Below are 19,777 nucleotides of genomic sequence, written 5' to 3'. Positions count from 1 at the left end.
GTCATTAGCTTTTAATGCTGTTTTTTACCTCAGTTTTAATCAGCCTAATTAAATGTAAAAGGTTTATTTTCTTCATGCAAATTGTTTTTATAGATTATATTTCTCCTTACTAGAAGATACTTTGTCTCTTAAGTGTCAATTCTAAAATTGCTTTATAAACACCATTGCTAAACATTTTTAAATGTTTTACCGAGCGTGGACTTATGTCGATGATTTAAAGAAAATCTCGGTGTAATGCAATACGCTAATATGCCTTTGCGGTAAGGTAAAAACCATTCATCGACACTTAAAAGTAATTCAACTTATGTAGATAGAAGCTCATCGAATTAGAGAAAAGTAGCTTCAATTTGCTGGTACCTTTGAGCCATAATAATCTAACTGTTGGTTATAGATATAGATGATATTCTATAAGCAGCAAATAAAAACCTTTAATAAATTAAAACCCCTAAATCATTATGAATTTAAAAACCTTAATCTTCTGTTCTTTATTTATAAGCTGCAGTATAATCAGTTTTTCACAATCACCAGGAGGTGTTGGTAAATCCGACATGTCAATGTGGGTAAGAGGAGACTTTGGTGTCAATGATAATGGCACATTAACTTGGGCAGATGATAGTGGTCTCGGAAATGAGCTCTATCAATCTACTGCAGACTCTAAACCTACTCAAAGTAGTGCAATTAATTTTAATAGCACATTTACTTTTGATGGTGCAGATGATCGTTTAGCAATATCAAATTTAAATTATGCATCTAATACAACTATAAATCAGCTTTATGGTTTTGTTATTTATAAAACAGATGTTAATTCTTCTAGTTTTAATGGGAATTGGTCTTTTGTTGATTTTGACAGAAGTGAATCATTTAATTTCTATGTGCATGGCGATGGAAGATTAGCAATGTCCTATCAATCTGATGGTATACAAGATTTAGTAGCTAATACTGCATCTAACGATAATTCGGCTCACATAGGAACATTTATTTTTAATAATCTAGAGACCAATGAGTCTGTAATGCGTTTAGATGGAAATGTAGATTACTCAGAAGATGTTACAACTAACCCTATTTTAACAACAAGTAATAGGTATGGTTTTGTTGGTGATGGTTCAGAGGCAGCAACAGAAAATGGTACTGCTAACAATGTTAATTACGATGGTGAAATTGCTGAGATTATTTTTTACGAAGAAAATAGTTTAACAGCTGAAGAAATTCATAAGATTGAATCTTATTTAGCTGTAAAATATGGAATTACGTTAAATCAAAATATTGGTAGTTATGTAAATTCTTCTAATACAGTAATTTGGAACAATACAGCATATTGGAATGATGTTGCAGGTGTAATAAATGATAGTAGCGTAGGAGCAATTAATCAAAAGGTTGCACAATCAAACAGTAATAATGGGTTAATTATCTCTTCAAGCAATGATTATACGTCACTTAATAACGATGCCACAAGAACAGATTTTCCGCTAGGAACTTCTTTAATGTTTGGTCATAATGGAAATGATTTTGAAGTAGAAGAATATGATGTTGCAAACAATGAATATATCAATAAAAGAAAATGGTATTTTCAAGAAATAGGAGAAACAGGTACTGTGTATTTAGCAATGCCTAAATCTAATTTTATAAGTAATGAAGTAGATGTAATAGTAAGTAATGATGATACTTTTGATGCAAGTGATGTACGTTACACTTTAAACCAAGATTCAACTCATTTTTACATTTCTTTAAACTTAACTGATGGCGACCGTGTAACATTTATTGAAAAAAATCCAGTAACTCCAGGTGGTGTTTTTGGTTCTAAACTATGGTATAAAGCAGACCAAGGTGTTACACAAACAGATGGTAGCGTAGAGAATGTAACTAATCAGGCAGGTAATGGTTATCAAATGACACAAGCTAGTGCTGATAATCGTCCTTCTGCTGCTAACGCAATGAACTATAATCCAACATTTACTTTTGATGGAACTAATGATAGATTGCCAATTGAAAATTTAAACTACACGAGTTCAGATAATTTAAACCAAGTGTACGTATGGACAGTATATTCTACATCATATACGGATTTATCGGGTACTTCAAGTTCTTATGATAATAAAAACTGGGCATTTTTAGATTTTGATAGAAGCGAATGGTTTAGTACATCTGTTGGAGGAGACGGAACTTTAGGTTTTTCTTATCATCCATCGGGTTCAAATATCGTAGATGTAAAAGGAACAACAGTAACCAATACCGGAATTCCTCAAATTGGAGGTTATGTGTTTAATACTTCTGAGGTAAATGAAACAACAATAAGATTAAACGGAACAGAAGAAATTAGCGCAGACTTAACCAATGTTGCTTTAAATAGTTCTACTAGACGTTATGGGTATTTAGGTGACGGTTCTGAAGCTGGTAGTTTTAATTCTGCCGGAAATAACATATACTATTCAGGTGATATTTCTGAAGTTATTTATTTTGAAAATGTCACTTTAGAGCCTTCTAAAATTGAAACTATAGAATCTTACCTTGCTTTAAAATACGGAATTACCTTAAATCAAGATGTTACTCCAACAAATTATTACGCAAGTAATTGGAACGGAGCAACAGGAAGTGTTTCTTGGGATGCTACTGAAAATGTAGGTTACAATAATGATATTGCAGGTATTGGCTTAGATACAAAGACAGGTTTAGACCAACGTATTTCAAAATCTAGAAATGATGATGCTTTAATCGCTTTTGCGCTAGATAATGATTTTGAAGCATTAAATACAGATTATACAACAAGAAGTACAGAGCATAGTGCCGATTTAAGTTTTATGACATGGGGAAATAATAATGAAACCATACAATGGTCTTCATATGATTCTGATTCTTGTGACAAGCAAATTTTAGATAGAGTTTGGCGTATAGATGAGACTGGGACAGTAGGTACAGTATATCTTTCTATTCCAGATTACAGTAGTACAGCAAATAGTAAATTACCAGCAAGTATTACTGATTTAAGCTTAATTACAAAAAGCAGTGATGCCGATTTTTCAATAGATGCAACAGAAATACCATTAACTTTAAATGGTACAAATTGGGAATTACCAGCAGGTATAGATTTTGCAGATGGTACTTACTTTACTTTTATAGGATTAAGTTCAACTAAATTAGCAGTTGGTACAGATTGGGATGCAGCGGCAAGTTGGTCTCCAGCTGGTGTACCAAGTGCAACAGATAATGTAACTATTCCAACAGGTATTAACATGTCTATTACCACGAGTAGTGCTAAAGCAAATAGTATTACAGTAAAAGCAGGTGCTAGTCTGTATATTGATGCTGTTGCAACATTAACAGCAAATTGTAAGGTGCAATTAGAATCTATATCTACAAGTTATTCAAGTTTAATTTTAGATGGTTCAATTATTGGTGATGTATTTTATGACAGACATATTAATGAAGCGGCACCATCTGGTCAATCAACTGCAGCTAATGACCTTATTAGTGCGCCATTAACTGGCCAAACGTTTGGAGATTTTAGAGCAGCAAACCCTAATATATTGTCTGGTACAATAGGAGGTAGTCCAGCTTTTTTATTTGGTCCTTTTAAAAACAGTACTTTTTCATACACTATCTATAGTCCAAGTGATGATACTTCTACTTTAGATGCAGGTATTGGTTATAGAACAGGTTCTACAGATAACGGTACATATACATTTACAGGAAATGTTGAAACCTCAGAAGTAATAACGCCTATTGTATCTAATGGTGATATTTGGAATTTAATTGGAAACCCTTATCCTTCATATATAAGTGTACAAGAGTTTTTTAATGAAACTAGCAATATAGATGCAATGAATAGTGGATTTTATTTCGGAATCTATGGCTATGATGGTACTGCTCATGATGATTGGGTTATTTATAACTTAGCCAATACCACAGCTTCTACCTTAATAACTCCTGGTCAAGGATTCTTTGTAGCAACTGATCCAAATGTATCTGCAACTATAAAGTTTACACCAGCAATGCGTACTGTTGGAAGTTCTGATGATTTTATTGCAGGCAGAAGCAGCACTACTGAATTAACGTACTTAAAACTAAAAGCTAGTGCATCGGATAATTCTTATCATACTGATTTTTATTTCAATTCTAATTCAACATTAGGTTTAGATTATGGATATGATTCTACAACATGGAACAATGAAACACCTAGTTTCTCTTTATATTCTAATTTGGTAGAAAATAATGAAGGAAAACCAATGGCAATTCAGTCTTTAAATGATACAGATTTAAATAATGTAACTATACCTCTTGGTGTACATGCTAATGCAGGTGAAACATTGACTTTAAGTATAGAGGAGTCTACATTGCCAAATGGTATAGAAGTATATTTACAAGATACCGAAACAAATACAACTACGTTATTAAATAATGCAGACTATATAATTACACCTAGTTCTAATATTAGCGGTACTGGTCGTTTTTACTTAAACATACAAGCTAGTGCATTGTCTATTAAAAATCCAGAATTAAATGAGTTGGTGCTATATAATAACCCAAATTCAAATGTTTTACAACTAAATGGATTGCTTAGTGAAATGACCACTTTAGATTTATATGACGTTCAGGGAAGACTAGTTGAAACTAAAGAATTAAAGCTAAATGTAAATTCTCAAGAAATTGAATTTAGCAATTTTAAGTCTGGCATTTTTGTCACTAAAATTACAAGTGCTAATGTGTCAAAAGTTCAAAAAGTGATTTTTTATAATAATTAGTAGTTAATTATAATATGAATAAAAGGCTGGCTTTGTGTCAGCCTTTATTTTTTAACATAATTAGCAAAAATGAAAAAATGTTTATTGAATTTGAAGATAGAACTCGGTCTTTATAAAAAATATAAAATCTTTACTATCTTTAGAAGATAAATAATAATATGAAAAAAATTACGATAGAAGATTTTAAAATTTCTTCGCAAATTAAGATTAAGGATTTACCAACCTCAATAGATTTAGGTGTTAATAAAAAAAGCATTGAACGTGAGTTAAGAACTGTGAGTGAAAACTTGGCAGACATACAAAACACCATGTATGCACATGGAAAATATGCAGTCTTAATGTGTATTCAAGGCATGGATACAGCAGGCAAAGACAGTTTAATAAGAGAGGTTTTTAAAGAATTTAATGTAAGAGGAATTGTTGCGCATAGTTTTAAAAAACCAACGGAATTAGAATTAAAACACGATTACCTTTGGAGGCATGTTATTGCTTTGCCTGCAAGAGGAAAATTCGGGATTTTTAACAGAACTCATTACGAAAATGTGTTGGTTACAAGAGTGCATCCAGAATATTTAATGTATGAGAACATGCCAAATGTTAATAGTCTAGATGATATTGATGACGCTTTTTGGGACAAACGATTTAACGAAATCAATAATTTTGAAAAGCACATTGCCGATAACGGAACTATTGTATTTAAGTTTTTTCTTAATATTTCTAAAGACGAACAAAAAAATAGATTATTACGCAGACTTAATAAACCAAGTAAAAACTGGAAATTTTCACCAGACGATTTAGACGAGCGTAAATGTTGGGATGATTACCAAACGTATTATGAAGACGCCTTAAACAGAACTTCCAAAGCGCATGCGCCATGGTATAATATTCCTGCAGATGATAAACCAACCGCGAGATATGTTGTGGCAAAAATACTATATGATACTTTAAAAGAATATAAGGATATAAAAGAACCAGAATTACCTGCTAAGCAAAAGGCAAATATAGATTTATACAAGGCTCAATTAGAAAATGAATAAGATTAAATTAATGTCATTAAAACTTGTGTTTATACTCTCAATTGGATTTTCTTCCTCTGCTCAATCTCTAAATGAAGAGAAACTTCCGTATTATGAAGTTCCTGAGTATTCCGAAAAATTTACTGCTGGTACAATGGCAGCTAGGATGGTTGATGCTTTAGGTTTTAGGTTTTATTGGGCTTCCGATAGTTTAACAGAAAAAGATTTAGCATATAAAGCTAATGAAGCTGGTAGAACTTCACTAGAAACGATTCAGCATATTTATAACTTATCTAAAATCATAGTAAATTCTACATTAAAGCAGCCAAATTCAAATAAAAAAGAAGAATTAAGTTACATTGAATTAAGAGTAAAAACGCTGCATAATCTAAAAATAGCAGCAGATATTTTGAGGGAAAGTGAAGATGTTTCTGAGTACAAAATTATTTTTGGAGATCGTGAAATTCCGTTTTGGAATCAGATTAATGGTCCAATAGCAGATTCAATTTGGCATTGTGGACAATTGGTGATTTATCGTCGTAATACTGGTAACCCAATAAACCCAAAAGTGAATCATTTTACGGGGAAAGTTAGCTTATAACTTATAAAATTTATGTCTAAAAAACTTACTGTTACTTATTTGATTTTATTTTTTTGTACTGCTGTGATTTGCGCTCAAGGTGCTGATCAGTTAGAGTGCAGAATAGTGGATAGTGAAAATAAATACCCTGTATCTTTTGCAACTGTTCAGTTTAAAGGTGAGGCAAATGGACTTGTTGCCAATGCTGAGGGAAGTTTTAGGCTTCCAGCAATGTTTAAACAAAAAAACAAACAAATTATAATTTCTTCAATTGGGTATGAAACACAAATTATTGAAGTTAATACGTTTTCTTATAAAGCAATAAATATCATTTATTTAAAACCAAAAATAGAAAATTTAGATGCTGTTTTTATAACATCAGGTAAAACAAATCAAATTACTAAGGAGTCTTCGCTAACCATTATAAATAAAGCTATAAGTAAGATACCGTTAAATTATCCTAATCAACCTCATGCTTATATGGGTTATTACAGAGATTATCAAATTGTAAATGGGCAATATTATAACCTTAACGAAGGAATTTTAGAGGATTTTGATTCTGGCTTTCAAACCAATAAGATAAAGTATAAGGATAATCAAACTGTACTTTATTCATACAGTCAAAATAATAATTTTAACCAAGATACATTGTTGCTCAATAGTATATATGGAAAATCTAAAGTTTTAGATGCTTTTGGAGATGCAAAGTTGGAAACAGATATTAGAAATGAATTAGAGATTTTAAATATTCATAATCCAATAAGGAATTACAATAAATCTAGCTTTTCGTTTATTTATGTATTAAAAGATGATTTTATTAATAATCATGACTTTATGATACCTAAAGGTATTTTTCTGGATGACATACTTTTGTATGAAATTGAGTTTAAAACCAAGGAGGATATACAATCAAAATTTAAAGCTAAAGGAAAAATTTACGTTTCAAAATCTAATTATGCTATTTATAAATTAGACTATCGTGTCTACGAAAACGAAAATTATATTGTAAATAGAAAAAGGAAAATGAGTTTTGGTTCTAATGAGCAAGCTGATAATGAGTCTAATACCCTTTTTAAAATTAATATTGAATATAAAGAAGTTGCTGGAAAAATGTATTTGAATTATATGACATTTAATAATCGATTTATAATAAAAGAACCTAATCCTTTTAAGGAAGAAACTTTTGATTTAGATTCAGATACAAACGCATTTTATTTTACATTTAATAAGCCTGTTGACGAAAGTTCAATTAAAAGGAAAAGTAGATTTAAATTATATTTTAGAACTAATAAATTAATTATAAGAAATATTAAGTTAATAGATGAAAAGACTATTAAAGTTAGTGTTTTAGATTGGGCAGCTGGTACTAAAACAGAAATAGCTGATACTAAACCAGAGGACTTTACCTATAAATTAAAGCGAATAAAAGATATTTCAGGAATGACTATTTATAAGGCGTCTAAACTTTTAGGATTTCAGTTTAGAGAGTTTTTTACTCAAGAAATTTTTGAAAATAAATCTCTACCTCAAGATGTTATATTTGTAAATAAAACGTTACCGTTGTATTCAAGTAAATTAAATAGTAAAAACTTCGATGCTAATAAATATTGGGTTAATTCTCCATTACAGCAAACTGAAGAGGTTAAGCGTTAGTGAAAATTAGTATTTAGTAGTATATAGTGAATTATAAGGTGTAATCTTAAGATGAAAATTCCGAGGATTTTCCATATTCCTCTTTATATATTTTTGTCAAAGCCATAAACATACTTACCAGTAAAGGTCCAAAAACCAATCCAATAAACCCAAAAAGAGGTACACCAACAATTACACCTATAAGGGTAATTAATGGATGAACATTATCTAATTTCTTTAGGATGAATAATCTAATTAAGTTATCCGTAGAGCCTACTACAACAAAACCATAAATTAAAATTCCCCAAGCCTGAAAACTATTACCAGTAGATAAAGTTAAAATAAAAACAGGCAGAATGCCAACCAAAGTACCAACAAACGGAATCATAGAGCCAATGGTTACAATTACAAACCAAAATAAAGGGTCTTCAATACCAAAAATTAAGAAACCGATTAAAGCAATTAGTCCTTGGGCTAATGCTACTAACGGGATTCCTATAGCATTAGACTTTACCATGGTTTGCACTTCTTTTCCTATTTTATTGATATTTTCATTGTCCATAGGAATATAATCGCGTAGAGATTGCCTTAATTCTTTACGGTTAGTTAACATAAAATAGAGCATAAAATACATTAAACCTATAGCGATGAGTAAGTTAAAAGTGTTTCCGGCCATGCTTTGCATACTTTCAGAAAGCCAAGAGGTTATAGAGGCGGTATCAATTTGGGAGTTGATATCAATACCTGTTTTAAATTTTATTTTGCCAATTTGATCTTTAAAAGCATCAATTACTTTTTCGCTGTTAGCTGCAGCATCAGAAACTTTGTTTCCTAACATAAACCCAAATCCTGTAAGCGGAATCATAACAACAATAAAAGAACCTAACATTAGCGATAAAGCAGCTACACTAGATTTCCATTTATACTTATTGACCAAATATTTCATTGGTTTTCTTAGAAGAATATAAAACGTAATTGCACCTAAGACTCCGCTCAAATAAGGTAACATTTCACTAAAAATCAAACTTCCAAAGAGTATAATTAATAGTAAAACAAATATTTGACGAATTATTTTAGGTGCAATTTGAGTCATTTTAAGTTTTTATTACTTGTCAAAAATAATAGTCATCACTTTATTAAGTTGCTACTATCACTTAAAAGGTTAACTCATTTACATCAAAATTTCTAATATACTACAAAGCAATCTCAACTTGGTTATGTAATATATCTTCAAAAACTTCACGCTTTCTAATAAGATGTGCTTTTCCTTTATAAACCAAAACTTCTGCAGGTCTGTAGCGCGAGTTGTAGTTGCTAGACATAGAGTAGCAATAGGCTCCTGCATTTTTAAAGCATAAAATATCGCCTTCATTTATTTCAGAAATTCTTCTATTATTTGCAAAAGTATCAGTTTCACAGATATAGCCAACAACAGAGTAGAAACGCTCGCGTCCTTTAGGGTTAGATATATTAATAATATCATGTTGAGAACCATATAGCATTGGTCTAATTAAATGATTAAAACCAGAATCTATCTGAGCAAAAATGGTTGAGGTGGTTTGTTTTACAACATTAACTTTAGCTAAAAATACACCAGCTTCACTCACTAAGAATTTTCCAGGTTCAAAAGCTAAGGTTAAGTCTTTACCATATTCTTTACAGAATTCGTTAAATCGTTTCGATAATTTTTCACCCAATTCTTCAATATTTGTTTCAATATCTCCAGCTTTGTAAGGCACTTTAAACCCTGAGCCAAAATCTATAAATTCAAGGTCTTTAAAATTCTTTGCCGTTTCAAATAAAATTTCACTCGCATATAAAAATACATCAATGTCCAAAATATCGCTTCCTGTGTGCATATGAATACCATTAATATTCATTTTTGTGTTTTCTACAATACGCAGTAATAGAGGGATTTGATGAATTGAAATTCCAAATTTACTATCAATATGTCCTACAGAAATATTAGTATTTCCTCCTGCCATTACATGTGGATTAATTCTAATGCAAACAGGAACTTTTGGGTGTTTTGTGCCAAATTGCTCTAATATAGAAAGATTGTCTATGTTAATTTGTACACCTAATTTTGCGGCTTTCTCAATTTCTTCAAGCGATACACCATTTGGAGTAAATATGATGTTTTCTGGTTTAAAACCAGCTTTAATACCTAACTGTACTTCTTGTATGGAAACAGTGTCAATGCCAGAACCTAATTTATTAAACAATTTTAAAATTGATATGTTTGAAAGTGCTTTTACAGCATAGTTCAATTTTAATTGTTTAACCTTACCAAAAGCTTTCGTTAATCGTTTATACTGAAATTCAATTTTATCAGCATCATAAACATATACAGGACTTCCAAAATCTTTAGCTATTTTTAATAAGGTGTTTTCTGTCATTTTTTTATTCTTAAAGTTTATTTTTAATTCAAGGTTCGAAAATAGATGTAATCCTAATAATAAACATATAAATGTAAAAAAATTGTTATTTTTACACAAAATGTTAAATAATTAACAATATGAAAACTATTGCATCATGCGTTCAAGAGATTATTGTTGCTAGTCCTTTTTTAGAAGAAGGCTTGTCTCGTCAGATTATTAATTTTTCTGCTTTGGCTAAGGATTTAAATGAGCCAATTTCAAAAATGTTACGAAAACCAGTAAAAGAAGGTGCCATTATGATGGCCTTACGTCGATACGAGCAGCCTTTAAAACTAGAGAATTCTAAAAATTTAAAGCAAGCATTTAATCAATTGGGTGATATTACAGTTCGTTCAAACTTAAGTGATTTTACGTTTCAAAACTCTAAAACCTTAATAGATAGTCACGCTCAAATATTAGATAAAATTAGTAGCAATCATCAGATTTTTTATGCCTTTACACGTGGTATGTTTGAGAGTAATATTATTATATCTACATCAGAACGGGATAGTATTTTAAGGGCATTTAAAGACGAAACTCAAATAGGTTTGCAAGAAAAATTATCTGCTATAAGTATATACTTACCTAAAGGAAATTCTAAAATTGTAGGTTTATATTATCAAATATTTAAACGTTTAGCTTGGGAAAATATTACCTTATATGAAGTGGTTTCTACTACCAATGAGTTTACCATAGTGGTGGAAGATTACTTAGTAGATAAGGCGTTTTCTGCTATAAAAAGATTAATTGAATAAATTGATTTTAATAGCGGTTAGTTAAATCAATAATAAAAACAATTGGTAGAAACTATTAGTATGCTTATTTTTGTTTCACTAATAAACTTCTGATTAAAAATGAATTTACACGAATATCAAGGAAAAGAATTATTAAGCAGTTTTGGAGTACGAATCCAACGCGGAATTGTAGCTCAAAGTGCTAAAGAAGCTGTTGATGCAGCAAAGCAATTAACAGCTGAAACCGAAACAGGTTGGCATGTAATTAAAGCACAGGTTCATGCAGGTGGACGTGGAAAAGGTGGCGGTGTTAAATTAGCCAAAAACCTTAAAGAAGTTGAAGAAATTGCAGGACAAATCATAGGAATGGATTTGGTAACACCACAAACTTCTGCAGCAGGAAAACGTGTACACCAAGTTTTAGTTGCTGAAGATGTTTATTATCCTGGTGCTGAAGAACCAAACGAATACTACATGTCTGTACTATTAAATCGTGCTAATGGTAGAAACATGATTGTTTATTCTACTGAAGGTGGAATGGATATTGAAACAGTAGCTGAAGAAACACCACATTTAATACATAATGAGGAGATAGACCCAGCAACAGGTATTTTACCTTTTCAAGCGCGTCGTATAGCGTTTAACCTTGGGTTATCTGGTACAGCATTTAAAGAAATGACAAAATTTGTAACTGCTTTATATACAGCATATGACAAATCGGATGCCTCTTTATTTGAAATCAATCCAGTTTTAAAAACTAGTGATAGTAAAATAATGGCTGTAGATGCTAAGGTAACTTTAGATGCAAATGCATTGTACAGACACAGAGACTTAGCAGAATTACGTGACTTACGTGAAGAAAATCCTATTGAGGTTGAAGCAGGTGCTTTAGGTTTGAACTATGTAGATTTAGACGGTAACGTTGGTTGTATGGTAAATGGAGCTGGTTTAGCAATGGCAACTATGGATTTAATTAAGCAAGCAGGTGGTGAGCCAGCTAACTTTTTAGATGTTGGTGGTACTGCAGATGCAGCTAGAGTAGAAGCAGCTTTTAAGATTATATTAAAAGATCCAGCAGTAAAAGCTATCTTAATTAATATTTTTGGTGGAATTGTAAGATGTGATCGTGTAGCACAAGGGGTTATAGATGCTTACAAAAACATGGGTAATATTAATGTACCAATCATTGTACGTTTACAAGGTACAAATGCTGACATTGCAAAAGAATTAATTGATAATTCTGGATTAGATGTAATGAGTGCTACTGAATTCCAAGAAGCAGCAGATAAAGTTCAAGAGGTTTTAGGATAAAATCTTTTTAGTAAATACCAATAAAAAAAGCTCTCAATTTGAGAGCTTTTTTATTATATAGATATATTTATTTTTTTTACAAATGTAATCCACATTCTGTTTTAGGACTATTATTCCATCTACCATTTCTATCATCACCAGGTACAGTGCAATGTTTACATCCAATTGAACTATAGCCCTTTGAAACTAATGGATGAAGCGGTAATTGATGTTCTTTAAAATAGGCTTCTCTATTTTCTTTAGAAACATCTAATAATGGATAAAATTTTAAAATATCACCTCTTAGTTCAAAAACATCTAATGTTGCTCTATGGTCTGATTGCCATTCCATTAAACCAGACATCCAGATTTTATAGTTTTGTTTAACTAACTCCAATGGTTTTACTTTGTTAATTGAACAACAAAACTCAGGATTTTTCTTCCAAGTTTCATCTTTTGTGATGAAATCTCGCTCTTCTTTGGTAGCTGATATCGACGAAACCTTAATACCATATTTTTTGGTAAGTTCGTTTTTATAGTTCATGGTTTCATCAAAATGATTACCTGTATCTATAAAAAGAATTTCTTGATTTTTATTTATATCTGAAACTAACTTTAGCAAAAAAGCAGAGGTTGCACCAAAAGAACTTGTAAGCATTACGTCTTTTTCATTAAAATCTGTATACAACTGTGTAATGCGCTCTCTTGCCGTAAGCGATTTGTATTTTTTGTTTAAAGATTTTATTTCTTCGGCAGAAAAACTGGGTTGAGGTTTTATTTTTGAAGTAGTTTCAAACATAGATTAATCTATTCAAGATAACAAATTTACTAGGTTATCTATTAACAAAAAAATAAGTGTAAAAGTTTTGCGAACTTTGTAAACTAGGTCTTCTTTTTTTGAGGTTTTGGCATTGGACCTCTTAAATGAATGATTAATCCATTAAGAAAATTTCTAAGAATTTGATCACCACATTCCATAAATTTTGGATGGTCTTCATTTCTAAACATAGCGTTAAGCTCACTTTTTGAAATTCTGAAATCCACCAATTCTAGGATTTTTACAATATCGTCATCTCTAAGCTTATGTGCTACTCTTAATTTTTTGAAAATATCATTGTTTGTCATATTAAAATATTAATCGTTAGTTGTTAAATATTGATAGGCATTACCAAAATTAGATGCCCAAAGTTGCTCATTGTGTTTTCCATCTTTAACTAGATGCTTTTTATATTGCGTTTCTTTGACACCTTTAGATTTCAATAGTGTTATCATTTCTTCTAATTTTGGTATCATGGTTTCTCCTTCATCAGTACCAGCTAAAAAGTAAAATTTTGAACTTTCGGGTATATCGGATGTTTTTACAAAATCAAAAATTTCTGGATTTATCCAAAATGCAGGCGAAAATACACCAGCTTTACTAAAAGTTTCAGGATATTTTATAACACTATAAAATGAGATTAACCCACCTAATGAAGATCCAAAAATGCTAGTGTCCTTGGCTTCTGGTTTTGTTCGGTAGATAGAATCAATCTTTGGTTTTAATGTGTTTTTTATAAAACTTATATAAGAATCACCGCTTCCTCCACCATATTTTTCGTGCATAAATGGTGTCAATTCATCAATTCTTTTCTCATTTCCATGTTCTATACCAATAATTATACTCTTATTATTAGTTAATCTGTCCATATATTCATCTATTTCCCACTCACCAACATAAGAAGTTTCTGCATCAAATAAATTTTGCGCATCATGCATATAAATTACAGGGAATCTTTTTTCTGTGTTTTGGTATTCACTTGGTAAATACACCCAAATAGTTTTTACGGTATCAAGTTGTGGAGCGGCAATCTTTAGTGTTGTAACTTGTTTAGATGCAGTGCTTTGTGCTGTTGCGTTGTTGAGTAAAAATATAGAAAGTAATAAATATATGAGCGTAATTTTCATGCTATAACAGAATAAGTTTAATGACAAACGTTATTATTTTCCGACTAAGTACATTTAATTTTTCGACAAGATACATTATATCAACGACAATAAAATAAACAACCTTATTAACTTTACAATGTAAATTAATTCCCCTCAACCATGATTAATCGTGCTGAAAAATTGAGCTTATTATCAGAAATGATTGCTTTTGCTCAAACAGATGAAAACATTAAATCTATTGAATATAACTTTTTATTCAGTATAGCTAAACAATTAGATATTTCTAAAGAAGATTTTGAATATCTTTTTGAGCATCCTGTAACTTATGTGCATTTAAAATCGCATAGTGAGCGAATTGTGCAGTTTCATAGATTGGTGTTGCTCATGAATTTAGATCATAAAGTAGCTCCAAAACAACTGGTGAAAATTCATAACTTTGGGTTAAGAATGGGATTGAGTCATGAGTCTATCAATCGTGTGTTAGATTTAATGGATAGTTTTCCAAATAAAATTGTACCACCAGATTTCTTAATAGATATTTTTAAGGTTCAGTATAATTAAGTTAATCACCAAATTTATAAATTACTTGTAGCGAAGTAAATTGTTATGTTAACTAATTAGATAATACAATAAATAAACTGAATTCTGTTTATTATAATTTCAGTTTCTCTAATTTATTTTGGTAAGCTGTAATTTCATCTCTAAAACGGGCTGCTTCTAAAAAATCTAAAGCTTTTGCTGCCTGTTCCATTAACTTACGTCGCTCTCTAATTTTCTTTTCTAGTTCGGCTTTAGTTAAATATTCACTTTCTGGTTCCGCTGCAATTTGTGCATCTAATTCGGTACGATAGGTACTCACAGAATTTTTAGATAATGCGCTGTCTAAACTTTTATTTAAAGCTTTTGGTACAAGGTTGTTTTTAGTGTTGTACGCAATTTGTTTTTCTCGTCGGTATTCGGTTTCATCAATTGTTTTTTGCATGCTTTTAGTAATTTTATCTGCATACATTATTGCTTTACCATTTAGGTTTCTTGCAGCTCTACCAACTGTTTGTGTTAATGAACGAGCCGACCGTAAAAATCCTTCTTTGTCAGCATCTAAAATAGCAACAAGCGAAACTTCTGGTAAATCTAATCCTTCACGTAAAAGGTTGACACCTACTAAAACGTCAAAAACACCTTTTCTTAAATCTTGCATAATTTCAACACGTTCTAAAGTGTCTACATCACTATGTATATATCTGGTTCTAACAGAAATTCTTGTTAAATATTTTGTTAGTTCTTCTGCCATTCGTTTAGTAAGTGTTGTTACTAATGTACGTTCATCTTTTTCAACACGATCTTGGATTTCTTCGATTAAATCATCTATCTGGTTTAAACTTGGTCTAACCTCAATAATAGGGTCTAATAAACCTGTTGGTCTAATAATTTGTTCTACATAAACACCATCTGTTTTTTGCATTTCGTAATCTGCAGGAGTTGCAGATACATAGATAACTTGGTTTTGTAGCGCTTCAAATTCTTCAAACTTTAAAGGTCTGTTATCCATGGCAGCAGGTAACCGAAAACCGTAATCTACCAAATTTACTTTTCTACTTCTATCGCCTCCATACATAGCATGAACTTGTGAAATGGTTACGTGACTTTCATCTACAACCATTAAAAAATCATCCGGAAAATAATCTAATAAACAGAAAGGTCTTGTGCCTGGTGCTCTACCATCTAAGTATCTTGAGTAGTTTTCAATTCCGGAGCAATAGCCCAACTCACGTATCATTTCTAAATCGAATTCTGTACGTTCTTTAAGTCTTTTGGCTTCAAGGTGTTTTCCTATTTCTTTAAAATAATCGTGTTGTTTTACTAAATCATCTTGGATGTTTTTTATTGCACCATTCAAAACATCTGGAGAGGTAACAAACATGTTTGCAGGATAAATATTTAGACGATCATAACGTTCTATAACTTCATTGGATCTAGAATCGAATGCTTCAATTTCTTCAATTTCATCACCAAAAAAGTGAATTCTATAAGCGTGGTCAGAATAGCCAGGAAATACATCTACAGTATCACCTTTAATTCTGAAGCTTCCATTTTTAAATTCAGCTTCGGTTCTAGAATACAAACTTTGAACTAATTGATGTAGTAGTTTAGTACGCGAAATAACTTGGTCCCGTTCTAATGTAATTACGTTTTTCTGAAATTCTACAGGATTGCCAATACCATATAAACAAGAAACTGAAGCAATAACAATTACATCGCGTCTACCAGATAATAGGGAAGAGGTAGTGCTGAGTCGCATCTTCTCAATTTCTTCATTTATAGATAAATCTTTTTCTATATAAACACCAGAAACCGGAATGTAGGCTTCGGGTTGGTAATAGTCATAATAGGATACAAAATATTCTACAGCATTTTCTGGGAAGAATTGTTTAAATTCAGAATAGAGTTGTGCTGCTAAAGTTTTGTTGTGCGCTAAAACCAAGGTTGGTCGTTGTACTTCTTCAATAACGTTAGCAACGGTAAAGGTTTTTCCAGAACCTGTAACACCCAAAAGTGTTTGGTACTTTTCGTTATCAGTAATGCCTTTAGCAAGTTTTTTTATGGCTTGTGGCTGATCACCTGTTGGTTTAAATTCTGACTCAATTTTAAATCGCATTTTACAAAGTTACGATAAAGATTAACGTAAGACAATTAACGTCTCAAGGCAAAATGCCCAGTATAAGTTGTGCCATCTATAAAATTTGCTACATACCAATAATCGTCACTAGGTTGTGGTATGCCATCGAGTTGACCATCCCAACCATCGTAATAAGATAGTTGTTGTTTGACTAATTTACCATATCTATTATAGATTTCAATAGATGTTATTTGTTGAAATTGTTCTTCTGTACCAGAAACTATCCAAATAGGATTATCATCATCTCCATTTGGTGTAAAGAATTTTGGAAATCCTAAAACGGAAATGGTTTCTTCAACAATGCTGCAGCCATTTTTGTCTTTAATGTAAATGGTATGAAACCCTTGGGTAATATTTGTAAATTCAAAATTATCTTGATAGATACCATTTTCATCATCGATAGCAATTTCATAATTGCTATTATCAGGAATTGTAACGGTTACCGTATTGTTTGGTGCTATGCCTTCAATATTAATACTTTCAATAATAGCAGGTTCTGAGGCTATAACTGTAATTATTCTACTAGAAGAACAACCATTTGGGTCTGTAACTATAACATTGTAAGTGCCAGCTTCAGTAACTTCATAAAATAAGGTGTTTATATCTGTTGTAGTGCCATTAAGTTGCCATTGGTAGTAATAGTTATTAGGTAGGTCATTCAGTACACCTCCAAAAATAGTTAATGGTACTTGTGGCTCAGTTATACAATAAATAATGGTTTCATCATCTTCTAGTAAAGGAGTGTAAAGTACATTTAGATTTACCGTAGAAATGCTAAAACATTGATTGTTGCTACTTACTTTTACGTAAAGTGTTTGGGAATCAGCTATAGTATTAATAAAAGTATTAGCAAGGGCATTGGTTTCAAAAAAGGCATCATCTTCAGTTTCAAAATAACTAACTTCCGCACCAGTTGGAATTTGGTCTAGAATTGAAGTTTCAATTTCAGATAAATCAAAAGTAGCATAGCCGTCTACAATATCGCCATCACAACCTTTTAAATCTGGAATAGTAATTATGTTATTTGATGTTTGAAGTTCTAATTCTGCAATATCAGTACAATTTGCCGAGTTTTTAATCCGAGCAAAAACAGTTTGAAAAGGTGTTGTGTTTTCAAATGCATTGGGATTTGAAATGGGATTAATATTATCTATGGCATCGGTTTCTAAAACAAAAAAAGCTTCAATAGATAAATCTTGATTTTGGTTGGTTAAATCGCCTGATGCTTCAAATAAATCATAAGTAGTTAAACCGTCTTGATTAAGGTCGCATTCTACTAAAACAGAATTTGCAACTATTGGGAGTTGAGCGTATTCAATAATAGCTTCTCCATAGGCAATACAACCGTCCGCTAATGAAACTTCAACTTTGTAATTTCCTGCTTCAGTTACTGTGTATATTCCACAGTCTGTACAACCCATTGGGTCAGATTGTACTAAAACATCATCTTTAAACCAATCGTAGGCATTCATTCCTTCTTGATAGGCATTTAAAATAGTGGATTCGCCTTCGCAAAGTGCATTTGCTGTTGCTATAAGTCTGTTTGGTCCGATGTCTGATGATAATTCAAAACTGCCTGCTTCTAAAAAAACTGCAGAATCATATCTGTAATTAAACTCATCTGCAATTACGAGTTTTACGTGGTATGTTTCATAAGGTATAACATTAGCTGTTGCAGTTAAAACAGCCGTTTGTCCATTAAAATTTATTGGAGCATTAGAGTCGTTAAAACTACCAAAATAGGTTTCGTTAACAGGAGGACAACTACCAGTAACACCTGGTGTAACTGTTGTTACTTTTACAGGAGTGTTGGTATTGGGCACAATAGCAATGTTATCATATTGATCTTGGCTATTGACACGTCTAATTAAAAAACCAAATAAGTCTGAATATTGACAGGTATTAGAATTGTTTTCTTGGTATTCTTCTGAAGCAAATATATAATTGAAACTTACTTGTTGAGCAACTGAGGTGAATTCGAATTCTAAAATGGTAGCATTAATGGTTCCAGATTCGCTAAGTGCGCCTTCTAAATCTGCATCACCAGACCAATTAGAAGCATTGTCGTCACTTAAACTTGTATTTGGGCCAGGTACATTGTTCAATCTTCCTGTGCTTAAAACAATACCACTTTGAAAAGGAAATGAGGTACCAGTAGCATCAAAATAACCATAGCTTTGATCAGTACCACCAAAATCACCTCCAACAACATTTGTTACTGTGATATTGTTAATACAATCACTATCTATTAAAATATTCTCTACTAATTGTTGTGGAGTATAGCTTTGGCTATCTACTGTTATATTCTGAGCAGTTGCGCTTATGAAAAATATTGTGAAAACTAAAAGTATAATTTGTTTCATTTCTAATTTTAGGGTTAGCAAAGATAAGCAACTCAGCTATTGTGAAATTATAAAAGATGTTAAACGTATAATCTTAACGACGTAGTGCAAAATGACCAGTCACCTCAAAAGTTCTACCATTTTGAACAATTGTAGCAACAAACCAATAATCACTGGCAGGCATATTATTACCATTATAGGTGCCGTCCCAACCTAAACTATCGTGATTTAATTGTTTAATTAGTTTGCCTTTACGGTCAAAAATATTGACAATAGTACCAGGAAGAGTTTCTACGCCAGCAATGTGCCAAGTATCAAAATCACCATCATTGTTAGGAGACATGTGTTTTGGAGCATCAATGACTAATACAGTTCTTGTTACCTCAGCACAACCGTTTTGGTCTATAATTGTTACGGAGTTATA

The 19,777-nt window shown here is 31.5% G+C and carries 15 protein-coding genes; 7 read left to right on the top strand and 8 right to left on the bottom strand.

The features are described 5' to 3' along the window. The first annotated feature begins 455 nt into the window (after positions 1-455). The 4 genes from HNV10_RS06755 to HNV10_RS06740 all read left to right on the top strand — a co-directional run bounded on the left by HNV10_RS06755 (position 456) and on the right by HNV10_RS06740 (position 7,985). A complete protein-coding gene (locus HNV10_RS06755; RefSeq protein ID WP_173300580.1) occupies positions 456-4,736 on the top strand; it encodes a T9SS type A sorting domain-containing protein in 4,281 nt (1,426 codons plus the stop codon). A gap of 158 nt (positions 4,737-4,894) precedes the next feature. Beyond that, positions 4,895-5,773, top strand: a complete 879-nt coding sequence (locus HNV10_RS06750; protein ID WP_173300579.1) for a PPK2 family polyphosphate kinase — start codon at positions 4,895-4,897, stop codon at positions 5,771-5,773. Positions 5,774-5,783: 10 nt separating this feature from the next. Beyond that, complete coding sequence (locus HNV10_RS06745; protein ID WP_206675990.1) at positions 5,784-6,353, top strand: hypothetical protein; 570 nt, start codon at positions 5,784-5,786, stop codon at positions 6,351-6,353. 12 nt (positions 6,354-6,365) lie between these two features. Then, on the top strand, positions 6,366-7,985 hold the full coding sequence (locus HNV10_RS06740; RefSeq protein ID WP_173300577.1) for a carboxypeptidase-like regulatory domain-containing protein: 1,620 nt from the start codon (positions 6,366-6,368) through the stop codon (positions 7,983-7,985). A 46-nt stretch (positions 7,986-8,031) separates the two neighbouring features. On the opposite strand, the gene HNV10_RS06735 is transcribed toward HNV10_RS06740, so the two are convergent. Both HNV10_RS06735 and lysA read right to left on the bottom strand, forming a co-directional pair. Next, positions 8,032-9,057: an AI-2E family transporter gene (locus tag HNV10_RS06735; RefSeq protein WP_173300576.1), complete on the bottom strand. Its 1,026-nt coding sequence runs from the start codon at positions 9,055-9,057 to the stop codon at positions 8,032-8,034. Positions 9,058-9,157: 100 nt separating this feature from the next. Continuing rightward, the gene (gene lysA, locus HNV10_RS06730) at positions 9,158-10,363 is read right to left on the bottom strand and encodes a diaminopimelate decarboxylase (protein WP_173300575.1); all 1,206 of its coding nucleotides are present in this window, start codon (positions 10,361-10,363) and stop codon (positions 9,158-9,160) included. A 119-nt stretch (positions 10,364-10,482) separates the two neighbouring features. On the opposite strand from lysA, the gene HNV10_RS06725 reads away from it, so the two are divergent. Both HNV10_RS06725 and sucC read left to right on the top strand, forming a co-directional pair. Beyond that, positions 10,483-11,139: a hypothetical protein gene (locus HNV10_RS06725; protein WP_173300574.1), complete on the top strand. Its 657-nt coding sequence runs from the start codon at positions 10,483-10,485 to the stop codon at positions 11,137-11,139. Positions 11,140-11,238: 99 nt separating this feature from the next. Then, positions 11,239-12,429 carry an ADP-forming succinate--CoA ligase subunit beta gene (sucC, locus tag HNV10_RS06720; protein ID WP_173300573.1) on the top strand — a complete coding sequence of 397 codons (1,191 nt, stop codon included), beginning with the start codon at positions 11,239-11,241 and terminating at the stop codon, positions 12,427-12,429. A gap of 76 nt (positions 12,430-12,505) precedes the next feature. Here sucC and HNV10_RS06715 read toward each other — a convergent pair whose 3' ends face one another. From HNV10_RS06715 to HNV10_RS06705, 3 genes are all read right to left on the bottom strand, one after another. Then, entirely contained in the window at positions 12,506-13,207 is a 702-nt protein-coding gene (locus HNV10_RS06715) for a phosphoadenylyl-sulfate reductase (protein ID WP_173300572.1), read from the bottom strand. An 83-nt stretch (positions 13,208-13,290) separates the two neighbouring features. After that, positions 13,291-13,533, bottom strand: a complete 243-nt coding sequence (locus tag HNV10_RS06710) for a DUF1456 family protein (protein ID WP_173300571.1) — start codon at positions 13,531-13,533, stop codon at positions 13,291-13,293. A gap of 9 nt (positions 13,534-13,542) precedes the next feature. After that, positions 13,543-14,352 carry an alpha/beta hydrolase gene (locus tag HNV10_RS06705; protein WP_173300570.1) on the bottom strand — a complete coding sequence of 270 codons (810 nt, stop codon included), beginning with the start codon at positions 14,350-14,352 and terminating at the stop codon, positions 13,543-13,545. Positions 14,353-14,493: 141 nt separating this feature from the next. Here HNV10_RS06705 and HNV10_RS06700 point away from each other — a divergent pair, with 141 nt between their 5' ends. Next, positions 14,494-14,895: a TerB family tellurite resistance protein gene (locus HNV10_RS06700; RefSeq protein ID WP_155090335.1), complete on the top strand. Its 402-nt coding sequence runs from the start codon at positions 14,494-14,496 to the stop codon at positions 14,893-14,895. A gap of 91 nt (positions 14,896-14,986) precedes the next feature. Here the strand turns inward: HNV10_RS06700 and uvrB are convergent, their stop codons facing one another. From uvrB to HNV10_RS06685, 3 genes are all read right to left on the bottom strand, one after another. Further along, the gene (gene uvrB, locus HNV10_RS06695; RefSeq protein WP_173300569.1) at positions 14,987-16,990 is read right to left on the bottom strand and encodes an excinuclease ABC subunit UvrB; all 2,004 of its coding nucleotides are present in this window, start codon (positions 16,988-16,990) and stop codon (positions 14,987-14,989) included. 35 nt (positions 16,991-17,025) lie between these two features. Beyond that, complete coding sequence (locus HNV10_RS06690; protein ID WP_173300568.1) at positions 17,026-19,374, bottom strand: T9SS type B sorting domain-containing protein; 2,349 nt, start codon at positions 19,372-19,374, stop codon at positions 17,026-17,028. A 73-nt stretch (positions 19,375-19,447) separates the two neighbouring features. Further along, positions 19,448-19,777: T9SS type B sorting domain-containing protein (locus HNV10_RS06685; RefSeq protein ID WP_173300567.1), on the bottom strand; the 330-nt coding region annotated here is incomplete at its 5' end.

Source organism: Winogradskyella litoriviva, from assembly GCF_013249065.1.
Classification (GTDB): Bacteria; Bacteroidota; Bacteroidia; order Flavobacteriales; family Flavobacteriaceae; genus Winogradskyella; species Winogradskyella litoriviva.
Note: the sequence above shows the minus strand (reverse complement) of the source record. Positions and strands in the feature narration are given on the sequence as shown.

Coding starts and splice junctions, on each gene's coding strand:
- HNV10_RS06755 (WP_173300580.1), top strand. CDS start 456: ATGAATTTAAAAACCTTAATCTTCTGTTCTTTATTTATAAGCTGCAGT.
- HNV10_RS06750 (WP_173300579.1), top strand. CDS start 4,895: ATGAAAAAAATTACGATAGAAGATTTTAAAATTTCTTCGCAAATTAAG.
- HNV10_RS06745 (WP_206675990.1), top strand. CDS start 5,784: ATGTCATTAAAACTTGTGTTTATACTCTCAATTGGATTTTCTTCCTCT.
- HNV10_RS06740 (WP_173300577.1), top strand. CDS start 6,366: ATGTCTAAAAAACTTACTGTTACTTATTTGATTTTATTTTTTTGTACT.
- HNV10_RS06735 (WP_173300576.1), bottom strand. CDS start 9,057: ATGACTCAAATTGCACCTAAAATAATTCGTCAAATATTTGTTTTACTA.
- lysA (WP_173300575.1), bottom strand. CDS start 10,363: ATGACAGAAAACACCTTATTAAAAATAGCTAAAGATTTTGGAAGTCCT.
- HNV10_RS06725 (WP_173300574.1), top strand. CDS start 10,483: ATGAAAACTATTGCATCATGCGTTCAAGAGATTATTGTTGCTAGTCCT.
- sucC (WP_173300573.1), top strand. CDS start 11,239: ATGAATTTACACGAATATCAAGGAAAAGAATTATTAAGCAGTTTTGGA.
- HNV10_RS06715 (WP_173300572.1), bottom strand. CDS start 13,207: ATGTTTGAAACTACTTCAAAAATAAAACCTCAACCCAGTTTTTCTGCC.
- HNV10_RS06710 (WP_173300571.1), bottom strand. CDS start 13,533: ATGACAAACAATGATATTTTCAAAAAATTAAGAGTAGCACATAAGCTT.
- HNV10_RS06705 (WP_173300570.1), bottom strand. CDS start 14,352: ATGAAAATTACGCTCATATATTTATTACTTTCTATATTTTTACTCAAC.
- HNV10_RS06700 (WP_155090335.1), top strand. CDS start 14,494: ATGATTAATCGTGCTGAAAAATTGAGCTTATTATCAGAAATGATTGCT.
- uvrB (WP_173300569.1), bottom strand. CDS start 16,990: ATGCGATTTAAAATTGAGTCAGAATTTAAACCAACAGGTGATCAGCCA.
- HNV10_RS06690 (WP_173300568.1), bottom strand. CDS start 19,374: ATGAAACAAATTATACTTTTAGTTTTCACAATATTTTTCATAAGCGCA.